This is a genomic window from Catellatospora methionotrophica, from assembly GCF_011297335.1.
GTDB lineage: Bacteria > Actinomycetota > Actinomycetes > Mycobacteriales > Micromonosporaceae > Catellatospora > Catellatospora methionotrophica.
Window position 1 is genome coordinate 217,823 of record NZ_JAAOTJ010000005.1, and the last position, 12,651, is coordinate 230,473.

10 protein-coding genes are annotated in these 12,651 nt (G+C 71.2%); 9 read left to right on the forward strand and 1 reads right to left on the reverse strand.

Annotation, left to right across the window (positions count from 1 at the left end):
• The first annotated feature begins 111 nt into the window (after positions 1-111).
• The 6 genes from HAV40_RS15475 (at position 112) to HAV40_RS15500 (ending at position 8,127) form a co-directional block, all read left to right on the forward strand.
• Positions 112-1,515: an NAD(P)H-quinone dehydrogenase gene (locus tag HAV40_RS15475; RefSeq protein WP_166381702.1), complete on the forward strand. Its 1,404-nt coding sequence runs from the start codon at positions 112-114 to the stop codon at positions 1,513-1,515.
• A 60-nt stretch (positions 1,516-1,575) separates the two neighbouring features.
• Positions 1,576-3,045 (forward strand): AAA family ATPase, encoded by a 1,470-nt coding sequence (locus HAV40_RS15480; RefSeq protein WP_166381704.1) that lies wholly within the window; start codon positions 1,576-1,578, stop codon positions 3,043-3,045.
• A 66-nt stretch (positions 3,046-3,111) separates the two neighbouring features.
• Positions 3,112-4,701 (forward strand): circularly permuted type 2 ATP-grasp protein, encoded by a 1,590-nt coding sequence (locus HAV40_RS15485; protein WP_166381706.1) that lies wholly within the window; start codon positions 3,112-3,114, stop codon positions 4,699-4,701.
• Complete coding sequence (locus HAV40_RS15490) at positions 4,695-5,651, forward strand: alpha-E domain-containing protein (RefSeq protein ID WP_166381708.1); 957 nt, start codon at positions 4,695-4,697, stop codon at positions 5,649-5,651. Before HAV40_RS15485 ends, HAV40_RS15490 begins: the two co-directional genes overlap by 7 nt.
• 139 nt (positions 5,652-5,790) lie before the next feature.
• A complete protein-coding gene (locus HAV40_RS15495; RefSeq protein WP_203671554.1) occupies positions 5,791-6,639 on the forward strand; it encodes a transglutaminase family protein in 849 nt (282 codons plus the stop codon).
• A gap of 48 nt (positions 6,640-6,687) precedes the next feature.
• Entirely contained in the window at positions 6,688-8,127 is a 1,440-nt protein-coding gene (locus tag HAV40_RS15500; protein ID WP_166381710.1) for a GuaB1 family IMP dehydrogenase-related protein, read from the forward strand.
• Between the two features lie 154 nt (positions 8,128-8,281).
• Here HAV40_RS15500 and HAV40_RS15505 read toward each other — a convergent pair whose 3' ends face one another.
• Complete coding sequence (locus HAV40_RS15505; RefSeq protein WP_166382008.1) at positions 8,282-10,036, reverse strand: acetyl/propionyl/methylcrotonyl-CoA carboxylase subunit alpha; 1,755 nt, start codon at positions 10,034-10,036, stop codon at positions 8,282-8,284.
• A 169-nt stretch (positions 10,037-10,205) separates the two neighbouring features.
• Between HAV40_RS15505 and HAV40_RS15510 the strand changes: the two genes are divergently transcribed.
• The 3 genes from HAV40_RS15510 (at position 10,206) to HAV40_RS15520 (ending at position 12,604) form a co-directional block, all read left to right on the forward strand.
• Positions 10,206-10,820, forward strand: a complete 615-nt coding sequence (locus HAV40_RS15510; RefSeq protein ID WP_239086543.1) for a PadR family transcriptional regulator — start codon at positions 10,206-10,208, stop codon at positions 10,818-10,820.
• 68 nt (positions 10,821-10,888) lie between these two features.
• Positions 10,889-11,839 carry an ATP-binding cassette domain-containing protein gene (locus HAV40_RS15515; protein WP_166382012.1) on the forward strand — a complete coding sequence of 317 codons (951 nt, stop codon included), beginning with the start codon at positions 10,889-10,891 and terminating at the stop codon, positions 11,837-11,839.
• Between the two features lie 3 nt (positions 11,840-11,842).
• The gene (locus tag HAV40_RS15520; protein WP_166381712.1) at positions 11,843-12,604 is read left to right on the forward strand and encodes an ABC transporter permease; all 762 of its coding nucleotides are present in this window, start codon (positions 11,843-11,845) and stop codon (positions 12,602-12,604) included.
• The last annotated feature ends 47 nt before the right edge of the window (positions 12,605-12,651 follow it).

Below are 12,651 nucleotides of genomic sequence, written 5' to 3' on the forward strand. Positions count from 1 at the left end.
AATACGCCCGTGCGTGTCGGACCACTCGGTGTCTTTTCCTGCACGCTGGGTGAGCGTGAGCCGGGTCGCATCCGCGCCTGACGGACTTGCCCGGTAGGGAAGAATGACTGCGTGAGTCGGATTGTGATCATCGGTGGCGGCCCCGCCGGATACGAGGCGGCGCTCGTCGCCGCGCAGCTCGACGCGGACGTCACGGTCGTGGAAGCCGACGGTGCCGGTGGCGCCTGCGTGCTGCACGACTGCGTCCCGTCCAAGACCTTCATCGCCAGCTCGGAGGTCGTGACGAGCTATCGCGACACCGAGGAGTTCGGCGTCCACTACGAGGGAGCGGGGACCGTCACCGTCGACGCCGCCGCCGTCCACGGGCGGGTGAAGCGGCTCGCCCTGGCGCAGTCCGGCGACATCCACGCGAAGCTGATCAAGGCCGGGGTCACCCTGGTCAAGGGCACCGCGCGGATGGGCGAGGACACCCTCGGGCACACCCACCGGGTGCGCGTGCGCCCGGCCGACGGCGACGCCGAGTACGCCATCGACGCGGGCACGGTGCTCATCGCGACCGGTGCGACGCCCCGGCGGCTGCCGAGCGCGGTGCCCGACGGCGAGCGCATCCTGACCTGGCGGCAGGTGTACGACCTGCCCGCGCTGCCCGAGCACCTGATCGTCATCGGCTCCGGCGTCACCGGCGCCGAGTTCGCCTCGTCGTACCTGGCCATCGGCGTGCCGGTGACCCTGGTGTCGTCGCGCGACCGGGTCATGCCGCACGAGGACGCCGACGCGGCGATGGCGATCGAGCGGGTCTTCCGGGCCCGTGGCATGACCATCCTGAACAACTCGCGGGCCGACGCGGTCAAGCGGGTCGGCGACGGCGTCGAGGTGACCCTGTCCGACGGGCGGGTGGTCACCGGCTCGCACGCGTTGATGGCGGTCGGCTCCATCCCCAACACCGCCGACCTCGGCCTGCCCGAGTACGGCGTCACCGTCGGCCCCGGCGGCTACGTCACGGTCGACCGGGTGTCGCGCACCAACGTGCCCGGGGTGTACGCCGCCGGCGACTGCACCGGTGTGCTCCCGCTGGCCAGCGTCGCGGCCATGCAGGGCCGGATCGCGATGTGGCACGCGCTCGGCGAGGCGGTGGCCCCGCTGCGGCTGCGCACCGTCGCCGCGAACGTGTTCACCGACCCGGAGCTGGCCACGGTCGGCGTCTCGCAGGCCGACGTGGACAGCGGCAAGGTCCCGGCCCGGCAGGTCATGCTGCCGCTGGCGGGCAACGCGCGCGCCAAGATGGCGGGCCTGCACGACGGCTTCATCAAGCTGTTCTGCCGCCCGGCCAGCGGCATCGTGGTCGGCGGTGTCGTCGTCGCCCCCCGCGCCAGCGAACTGATCATGCCGCTGACCATGGCTGTCGAGAACCACATGACCGTGGACCAGCTCGCCCACACCATCACCATCTACCCGTCGCTGACCGGCAGCCTCGCCGAGGCCGCCCGCCAGCTGATGCAGCACGACATCGAGTAGACCGTGGACTTCATCGCAACTCCAGTTATCATAACTGGAGTTGCGATGAAGTGAGGCAGGATGCTCGACAAGCCGTCCGAGCTGCTCGAACGTGATCGTGAGTGGCAGGCGCTGGCCCAGTTCGCCGACAACCCCGCGCTCGGCGCGTCGCTGGGGCTCGTCTACGGCCGCCGCCGCCAGGGCAAGACCTTCATGCTGGAGCTGCTCAGCCTCGCCGCGAACGGCTTCATGTTCACCGCCTCCCAGCTCTACGGCCCGGAGAACCTGCGCGCCCTGAGCGAGGCTTACCGCGCCTACACGGGCACCGAGGACCCGGTCCGGTTCGCCGACTGGCGCGAGGCGGTCGACGCGCTGCTGCGGCTCGGCGAGCGCGGTGACGGCCCGACCCTGGTCGTGCTCGACGAATTCCCGTACCTGCTCGATGACGAACCGGCCCTGCCGTCGCTGATCCAGGCCGCGCTGAGCCCGATGAGCCGGGCGATGCGGCAGAGCCGGACCCGGCTGATCCTGTGCGGCAGCGCCATGACGACGATGCGCAGGCTGCTGATCGGCACCGCTCCGCTGCGCGGCCGGGCGGTGCTGGAGATGAACCTCGCCACCCTCGACTACCGCGCCACGTCCCAGCTCTGGGGGCTGGACGGCGAGCCGGACGCGGCCTTCCGGGTGCACGCGCTGGTCGGCGGCACTCCTGCCTACCTGGGGATGAGCGCCGGACCGCTGGCCGAGGACGGCGTCGACGGCTGGGTCGAGCGCGGTCTGCTCAACCCGCTGTCCGCGATGTTCCGCGAGGGCAACGTGCTGCTGTACGAGCAGCCCGAGCTCGTCGACGAGACGCTGTACTTCTCGGTGCTGAACGCGATCGCGGGCGGGGCGTGCCGCCGCAGTGAGATCGCGGGCAGGCTGGGGCGGCCGGACGGCTCGCTGAGCCACGCCCTGGCCGTGCTGGAGGAGGTGCGGCTGATCGAACGCGTGGAGGACGCACTGGTCGCCAAGCGCCCCGTGTACCGGATCGCGGAGCCGGTCATCCGGTTCCATCAGCTCGTCATCCGGCCACGGGAGGCGGCGATCGCCGGTCTCGGCGGTGACCGGGTCTGGCCGACGGTCCGCGACACCGTCGACGCGAAGATCTACGGACCGCACTTCGAGCAGCTCTGTCGCGAGTGGACGCTCGTCTACGCGGCGGACGCCAGCCGGGGCGGGTTCGTCAACCAGGTCAGGTCGGCGACGATCGCCTGCCGGGAACACCGGCAGGGGCACGAGATCGACGTCGTCGCGCTCAGCGAGAACTCGTACGAGCCGACGGTCGTGCGGGCCATCGGCGAGGCGAAGGCCACCGGCAGACAGGTGGGCACCGCGGAGCTGGAGCGGCTGACCCACCTGCGCGAGCTGCTGCCCCCGGCCAAGGTCGACGGGCCGGTGCGGCTGCTGCTGTTCAGCCGGTCCGGCTTCACCAGGGAGCTCCGCCGAGCGGCCGACGCCCGCACCGACGTCGAACTGATCGACATCGGACGGTTGTACGGCGGCAGCTGACCTGTTCGCCGTCCCACATCTCACATCGTTTACGCAATCGCAACGGGATCCGCGTAACGTCGGGCCATGGCGGACCTTTTCGAGGACTACCCGCTCGGTCCCGGCTGGGACGAGATGTTCGGCGTTCCGGGTGAGCCGCGGCCGACCTACGAGGCGCTGCACGCGACGTTGCGCCCGCTGGCCGGAAGCGAGCTGAGAATCCGGGCCGAGGTGCTGGCCAGAGCCTTCCTCGACCAGGGCATCACGTTCGCCCTCAAGGGCGTCGAGCGGCCGTTCCCGCTGGACATCGTGCCCCGCATCATCGCCGCCGAGCAGTGGCGGCAGGTCGAGGCGGGGGTCGCGCAGCGGGTGCGGGCGCTGGAGGCGTTCCTGGCCGACGTGTACGGCGACGGCAACGTCCTCAAGGACGGCGTCGTGCCCCGGCGCATCATCGTGACCAGCGCCCACTACCACCGCGAGGCGGCCGGCATCGTGCCGTCCAACGGGGTGCGCGTACACGTCGCCGGGGTGGACCTGATCCGCGACGAGGCGGGCGAGTTCCGGGTGCTGGAGGACAACGTGCGCACCCCGTCCGGGGTCAGCTACGTGATGGAGAACCGGCGCGCCATGGCGCACGTGCTGCCCGAGGTGTTCGCGCAGACGCGGGTGCGGCCCGTGGAGTCGTACCCCGGCATGCTCCTGCAGGCACTGCGCGCCGGGGCGCCGGCCGGAGTGGACGATCCGACCGTGGTGGTGCTCACTCCCGGCGTGCACAACTCGGCCTACTTCGAGCACGCGCTGCTGGCCCGGGAGATGGGCGTCGAGCTGGTCGAGGGGCGGGACCTGGTCTGCGCGGGCAACGAGGTCGCCATGCGCACCACCGCCGGTGAGCAGCGGGTCGACGTCATCTACCGGCGCATCGACGACGAGTTCCTGGACCCGGTGCACTTCCGCGCCGACTCGATGCTCGGCTGCGCGGGCCTGCTCAACGCGGCACGGGCGGGCAACGTCACCATCGCCAACGCGGTCGGCAACGGCGTCGCCGACGACAAACTGCTCTACACGTACGTGCCGGACCTGATCCGCTACTACCTCGGCGAGGAACCACTGCTGTCCAACGTGGAGACCTATCGCCTCGACGATCCGGACGTACGCACGTACGTGCTGAGCAGGCTCGACGATCTGGTGCTCAAGCCGGTCGACGGGTCCGGCGGCGCGGGCATCGTCATCGGCTCGCAGGCCACCGGGGAGCAGCTGGAGCACGTACGCCAGGCGATCATGATCGATCCGCGCGGCTGGATCGCCCAGCGCGAGGTGAAGCTGTCCATGGTCCCCACGCTGATCGAGGACCGGCTCCGGCCCCGGCACGTGGACCTGCGGCCGTTCGCGGTCAACGACGGCAACCAGGTGCGGGTGCTGCCCGGCGGGCTGACCCGCGTCGCGCTGCCCGAAGGCGCGCTGGTGGTCAACTCCAGCCAGGGCGGCGGCTCCAAGGACACCTGGGTGCTGCCCGAGCCGGGCGCCCCGGAGGAGAGCTGGCAGCAGGACACCTTCCCCGACGAGATCGCCGTCATCCCCGCGCCGCGCCGCCCCGACCCCGGGCCGGGCCAGTCCGGCAACAACCAGCAGCAGCAACAGCAGCAACAGACCCGAACCGACGGGAGGCCGCCGTGCTGAGCCGCATCGCTGAATCGCTCTACTGGATCGGGCGCTACGTCGAACGCGCCGAGGACACCGCCCGCATCCTGGACGTACACCTGCACCGCATGCTGCAGGACCCGTGGACCGACGAGGAGCAGGCCTGCCGGTCCCTGCTCGCGGTGATGGGCCTGCCGCTCGGCCCCGAGGAGGCCGCCAGCCTGCCCGGCGTCGTCGAACGCCTCGGCCTCGACCTGACCAGCACCAGTTCCGTGCTCGGCGCGCTGGCCGCCGCCCGCGAGAACGCCCGCGGGGCGCGTGAGACCGTCAGCGCCGAGATGTGGGAGTGCCTCAACACCACCTGGCTCGGCCTGGCCGGATCGCGCCGCCGCATCGAGGAGGGCGGAGTGCACCAGTTCTTCACCTGGGTACGCGAGCGCTGCTCGGTGCTGGCCGGGCTCGCCGACGCCACCATGAGCCGCGACGAAGGCTGGCTGTTCCTCGTGCTGGGCCGCAGCGTCGAACGCGTCGACATGACCGCCCGCCTGCTGTCCACGCACACCCGCGCGGGCGGCAGCATCCCCAACTGGCTGACCCTGCTGCGCTCGTGCGGGGCCTGGGAGACCTACCTGCGCACCTACCGCGGCTCGCTCAGCGACCGCCACGCCGCCGAGTTCCTGCTGCTGGACCGACTGTTCCCCCGCTCGATCCTGGCCGCCCTGGTCACCGCCGAATCCTGCCTCGCCGAACTGGAGCCGACCGCCGGCACCACCCGCACCGGCCGCGTCGGCGTGGGCACCGACGCCCAGCGCATCCTCGGCCGCGCCCGCACCGACCTCGCCTACCGACCCCCCGAGGACCTCCTCGCCGACCTCGGCCCCGTCCTCTCCGGCCTAGAACGCACCTGCTCCCAGGTCAACGACGCCGTCTCCGCCCGCTACTTCCGCCAAACCGCCGCCGTCCACTGGCAAGCCGGAGCCGTCGCATGACCCCCGCCCCCGCCCCCGCCCCCCTTCTGCCGCAACTCTTAAAGAGTCGCGGCCTGCGGGGCGCGCCGAAGGCGCATGTCTTTAAGAGTTGCTCCAGGTGGGTGGGCCGCCGGGGGGTCGAGTGGAGAGGGGTGGGGTGATGGTGGGGTGGCGGTTGCAGATTCGGCATCGGACCGGGTTTCGGTACGGGGGGCCGGTGGCTTCGTCGTATAACGAGGCGCGGATGTCGCCGAGTAGTGAGGCTCGGCAGACGGTGCTAGACGACCGGGTCAGTGTGTGGCCTGGGGCTCGGACGTACCGGTATCAGGACTATTGGGGGACGACGGTGACGTCGTTCGATGTGCAGGTGGCGCATGAGGTGCTGGAGGTGATCGCGGACTCGACGGTGGAGACGTCGCGGCCTGCCGCGCTGCCCACGGGCGGGCCGTCGTGGGCGGAGCTGGCCGATCCGGACGACGTCGATCGGTGGCAGGAGTTGCTGCTGCCGACGCCGCGTACGGCGCTCGACGAGGAGCTGGGCGCACTGGCGGTCGAGCTGCGGGCCGCGTACGGGCCGGACGAGGCGGCGCTGGCCGTGTTCGACCTGGTCCGGCGGGAGGTCGAGTACACGCCGGGGGCTACCGGGGTGATGACCGACGCGGTGCACGTGTGGCGGCAGAAGCAGGGCGTCTGCCAGGACATCTCGCACCTGTCCGTGGCGCTGTTGCGGTCCATGGGGCTGCCCGCGCGGTACGTGTCCGGCTACCTGCACCCGACCCCGGACGCCCCGCTGGGCAAGGCGGTGACCGGGCAGAGCCACGCGTGGGTGGAGTGGTGGACGGGGGAGTGGCACGCGTACGACCCGACGAACGGCGTACCGATCGGCGAGCGCCACGTGGTGGTCGGCCGCGGCCGCGACTACGGCGACGTCCCCCCGCTCAAGGGCGTCTACGCGGGCCCCTCCAACACCGGCCAGTCCGTCGAGGTCACCCTCACCCGTATCCGCTGATCCGGAGGTCGCCCACGGCGTGCCCGGTTGATGGGTGAAGATGGCCTCATGCGGTTCCTGTCCGGTGCGCAGCCTGCGCACGATCTGACCTACAGCGACGTCTTCATGGCGCCGAGCCGTTCCGAGGTCGGCTCGCGCATGGAGGTGGACCTGTCCACCGCCGACGGGACCGGGTGCACCATCCCGATCGTGGTGGCGAACATGACCGCGATCGCCGGGCGGCGGATGGCCGAGACGGTGTCGCGGCGCGGCGGGCTCGCGGTGATCCCGCAGGACATCCCGAGCGCCGTGGTGACCGAGGTGATCGGCTGGGTGAAGCAGCGGCACCTGGTCCACGACACGGCGATCACGCTGCGGCCGCACGACACCGTCGGCGACGCCATCCACCTGCTGCCCAAGCGGGCGCACGGCGCGGTGGTGGTGGTCGACGAGCAGGGCCGTCCGGTGGGTCTGGTCGTGGAGTCCGACACCATGGGCGTGGACCGGTTCTCGCAGGTGCGCGACGTGATGTCGACCGAACTGCTGACCGTGCCCGCCACGGCCACCCCGCGCGCGGCGTTCGACATCCTCAACCAGGGGCGGCGCAAGGTCGCGCCGGTCGTGGACCACGAGGGCCGGCTGGCGGGGATCACGACCCGGCAGGGGGCGCTGCGGGCGACGCTGTACACCCCGGCGCTGGACGAGAAGGGGCGGCTGCGGGTCGCGGCGGCGATCGGCATCAACGGCGACGTCGCGGGCAAGGCCGCCGAGCTGCTGGCGGGCGGGGTGGACGTGCTGGTCGTGGACACCGCGCACGGCCACCAGGAACGCATGATCAACGCGCTGCGCGCGGTGCGCTCGGTCGATCCGGCCGTCCCGATCGTGGCGGGCAACGTGGTGACCGCCGAGGGGGTACGCGACCTGGTCGCCGCCGGGGCCGACATCATCAAGGTCGGAGTCGGGCCGGGCGCGATGTGCACCACGCGGATGATGACCGGGGTGGGGCGGCCGCAGTTCTCGGCGGTGCTGGAATGCGCGACGGCGGCCCGTGAGCTGGGGCGGCACGTGTGGGCGGACGGCGGCGTACGCCATCCTCGTGATGTTGCCCTTGCCCTGGCAGCGGGTGCGGCGAACGTGATGATCGGGTCGTGGCTGGCGGGCACCTACGAGTCGCCCGGCGATCTCTACACCGACCCGGACGGGCGGCGCTACAAGGAGAACTTCGGCATGGCGTCGGCGCGGGCGGTCAGTGCGCGCACCGCCGAGGACTCGGCGTTCGACCGGGCCCGCAAGGCGGTCTTCGAGGAGGGCATCTCCACCGCGAAGATGTACCTGGACCCGGCCCGCCCCGGCGTCGAGGACGTCATCGACGAGATCGTCGCCGGCGTCCGCAGCGCCTGCACCTACGCCGGCGCCAAAACCCTCGACGAATTCCACGCCCGAGCCCTCATCGGCGTCCAGTCCACCGCGGGATACACCGAAGGCATGCCCCTCCCCACCTCCTGGTGACCCCCTCCCACCTCCTGGCGCCCCCTCGGTTCGCAACTCTTAAAGACTTGCGGCCTCAGGAGTTCCCTGAGGCCGCAAGTCTTTAAGAGTTGCGCGAGAGGACGCGGCGCGGGGCGGGGCGGGGTGGGGCGGCGTGAGGGGGTGGGGGTGGGGGTTACTTGATTTCGCAGATGGTGGTGCCGGATTGGACTACCTCGCCGACGGTGGCGGACAGGCCGGTGATGACGCCGGACTTGTGGGCGGTGAGGGGCTGCTCCATCTTCATGGCCTCCAGGACCACGATGGTGTCGCCCTCGGCGACGGTGTCGCCGTCGGCGACCGCGAGCTTGACGATGGTGCCCTGCATCGGGGCGGCCAGCGCGTCTCCGCTGGCGGCGACCTTCGCGCCGCGCTTGGCACCGGCCCGCTTGGCGGGACGTCCGGGGGAGGCCGCGGCCGTACCCCCGAAGCCTGAGCCGCCGAACGACGCAGGGAGGGAGACCTCCAGGCGCTTGCCGCCGACCTCGACCACGACGGTCTGCCGCTCGCCGGTCTCGTCGTCGGGTTCGGCCGGGGCGCTGAACGGCGGGACCGTGTTGGTCCACTCCGTCTCGATCCACCGGGTGTGCACGGTGAACTCGACGAACGCGGGGTCGCGCACGATCGCGCGGTGGAACGGCAGGGCGGTGGCCATGCCGTCGACGATCATCTCGTCCAGGGCGCGGCGGGCGCGCTCCAGGGCCTCGGTGCGGTTCTCGCCGGTGATGATGACCTTGGCCAGCAGCGAGTCGAAGTTGCCGCTGATCGCGTTGCCGGTCTCGAAACCGGTGTCGACGCGTACGCCGGGACCGCCGGGCAGGTGCATCCTGGTGATCAGGCCGGGGGCGGGCAGGAAGCCGCGACCGGGGTCCTCGCCGTTGATCCGGAACTCGATCGAGTGGCCGCGCGGGGCGGGGTCGTGGGTCAGCCGCAGCTTCTCGCCCGCCGCGATGCGGAACTGCTCGCGGACCAGGTCGATGCCGGAGGTCTCCTCGGTGACCGGGTGCTCGACCTGCAGCCGTGTGTTGACCTCCAGGAACGAGATCGTGCCGTCGACGCCGACGAGGTATTCGACCGTGCCCGCGCCGTGGTATCCGGCCTCGCGGCAGATCGCCTTCGCCGAGTCGTGGATGGCCGCGCGCTGCTTGTCGGTCAGGAACGGCGCGGGGGCCTCCTCGACCAGCTTCTGGTGGCGGCGCTGCAGCGAGCAGTCGCGGGTGCCGACGACGATGACGTTGCCGTGCTGGTCGGCCAGCACCTGCGCCTCGACGTGGCGGGGCCGGTCGAGGTAGCGCTCGACGAAGCACTCGCCCCGGCCGAACGCGGCGACCGCCTCGCGGGTGGCCGAGTCGAACAGTTCGGGGATCTCGTCGAGGGTGCGGGCGACCTTGAGGCCGCGACCACCGCCGCCGAACGCCGCCTTGATGGCGACGGGCAGGCCGTACTCGCGGGCGAAGGCGACGATCTCGTCGGCGTGTTTCACCGGATCGGGGGTGCCTGGCACCAGCGGGGCACCGGCGCGCTGGGCGATGTGCCGGGCGGTGACCTTGTCGCCGAGGTCGCGGATGGCCTGCGGGGAGGGCCCGATCCAGATCAGCCCGGCCTCGATGACGGCCTCGGCGAACGCGGCGTTCTCTGACAGGAAGCCGTAGCCGGGGTGCACGGCGTCCGCGCCGGAGCGCTTCGCGACCTCGATCAGCTTGTCGATGCGCAGGTACGTGTCGGCGCTGGTCTCGCCGCTGAGCGCGTACGCCTCGTCGGCGATGGTCACGTGCAGGGCGTCGCGGTCGCCGTCGGCGTACACGGCGACGCTGGCCAGGCCCGCGTCCCGGCAGGCGCGCGCGACGCGTACGGCGATCTCGCCTCGGTTCGCGATCAACACTTTGGACAGCATCGTCATCATCGTCCTCCCCGTACGGGCCTTCGCGGAGTCTATCGGTGGAGTTGATCATTAACGAGCGCTCAGGTGGCATGTGACCTGTGTCATGAACGCTCGTTCAGATCACTGCTGGTGGGGGTGGGATGGCCCGGTCGGGCCGCTGCGCCGCACACTGTTCACCGTGTCGACGACCCGAATGATGATCCTCGGCGTGGTGCGCATGTTGCAGCCGGTGCACGGCTACGACGTACGCCGGGAGCTGCTGAGCTGGCATGCCGACAAGTGGGCCAACGTACAGCCCGGTTCGGTCTACCACGCGCTGAAGAAGCTCGCCGACGAGGACGCCCTGCGGGAGGTCGCCAGCGAGCAGGTCGGTGGCCGTCCGGCGCGGACGCGGTACGAGATGACCGCCAAGGGCGACGAGCAGTTCCGTGACCTGCTCAGCGGCGCGCTGTGGGAGCAGCGGGAGGTGGAGGACCCGTTCCTGGCGGGGTTCTCGCTGATGACCGAGCTGCCCCGGGAGGAGGTCGCCGCGGCGCTGCGGCACCGGGCGCGGCGGCTGCGGGCCGAGAACGCGGGCGCGGCGGCCGCGATCGCCTCGGGCTGGGCGGTGCCGGAGAACAAGCCGACCCACGTGCGCTGGATGATCGAGCTGGGCATCGCCCGCAACGAGGGCGAGATCGCCTGGTGCGAGCGGGTCGCCGAGCGGATCGAGGCGGGCGAGCCGTACCTGTCGCCCGAGCTGTTGGAACGCTGGAAGCGCGGACTCGGCGAACGGGATCACGCAAGCGATTAATCAAACTTGACTACTGTCGGACCCCGGTCCTACGCTCCAGGTCTCCCCCGACCTTGGAGCTAATAATGATCATCGAGACCTCCGGGCTGCGGAAGTCCTTCCGCTCCCGTGCCGGTCGCGAGAGCAAGACCGTGGAGGCGGTACGCGGTGTCGACCTGAGCGTCGCCGAAGGCGAGATCTTCGGCTTCCTCGGCCCCAACGGCGCCGGCAAGACCACCACCCTGCGGATGCTCGCGACCCTGCTGGAGCCCGACGGCGGCACCGCCGTCATCGCGGGTGCCGACCTGCGCAAGGAGCCCGGCGAGGTGCGCCGCCGCATCGGCTACGTCGCCCAGGGCGGCAGCACCTGGGACGAGTCCACCGGCCGCGAGGAACTGGTGCTGCACGCCCGGATGTACGGCATCGGCAAGGCCGACGCCCAGCGCCGCGCCGCCGAGGCTCTCGACACCTTCGAGCTCGCCGAGTACGCCGACCGCCGCTGCAAGACCTACTCCGGCGGCCAGCGCCGCCGCGTCGACATCGCGCTCGGCATCATCCACTCGCCGAAGGTCGTCTTCCTCGACGAGCCGACCACCGGCCTGGACCCGCAGTCCCGCGCCCACATGTGGGGCGAGGTGCGCAAACTCCGGGAGATGGGCATGACCGTCTTCCTCACCACGCACTACCTGGACGAGGCCGACGCGCTCTGCGACCGCCTGGCGATCATGGACAACGGCCAGATCGTGGCCGAGGGCACGCCCGCCGACCTCAAGCAGGAGGTCCTGGGCGACGTCGTCTCCGTCAACGCGCGCGAGGTCGCCAAGGCCGCCGACCTGTTCGACAACGCCGAGTACGTGCGCAAGGTCGAGACCACCGAGCAGTCCCTGCGGCTGTACGTCGAGGACGGCGCGAGCGCCATCCCGCACGTGCTGCGGACCCTGGACGCCGAGGGCGTCGCCATCGAGGGCATCGAGCTGCACCGCCCCAGCCTCGACGACGTGTTCCTGGCCAAGACCGGCCGCAGCCTGAGGGAGAGCTGAGCAGTGAAGTTCCTTCGTGACACCTGGCTGGTCTTCCAGCGCCAGATGCAGCTGCTGCTGCGCAACCCGGTCTGGGTGGCCGTCGGCATCATCCAGCCGCTGTTCTACCTGCTGCTGTTCGCGCCCCTGATGAAGAAGGCGCTGTCCGGCGGGCAGCCGATCTCCGACGAGCTGGCGTACCAGATCTTCGTGCCCGGCATGCTGGTCATGGTCGCGCTGTTCAGCGCGTTCTCCGGGTTCGGCATCATCGCCGAGCTGCGGGCGGGCGTGATCGAGCGCAACCGGGTCACCCCGGTCAGCCGGGTCGCGCTGCTGCTGGGACGCTCGCTGCGCGACGTCGTGCAGCTGCTGTTCCAGGCCGTGCTGGTGACGCTGCTGGCGGTGCCGTTCGGGCTGCGGGTGGCCGTCGGCGACGCGCTGCTGGCGTACCTGCTGATCGGCCTCATGACGCTGCTGCTCTCGTCGACCGGGTACGCGCTGGGCCTGACCCTGCGCAGCGAGGACGCCATGGCGCCGATGCTGAACACGGTCATCCAGCCGATCATGCTGCTGGCGGGCATCTTCCTCCCGCTGACGCTGGCCCCGGCCTGGCTGCAGAACGTCGCCAAGGCCAACCCGTTCAAGTGGGCCACCGACGGCGTACGCGCGCTGTTCGCGGGCCACCCCGGCGACGACGCGGTGTGGCAGGCCCTGGCCGTGCTCACCCCGCTGACCGTGCTGGCGCTGCTGATCTCCTCGCGGACCTTCGCGAAGTCGGTCCGCTGACGCGTCAGCTCCGTCTCGATCCGTTAGCTCCGTCTCAACCCAGGGCC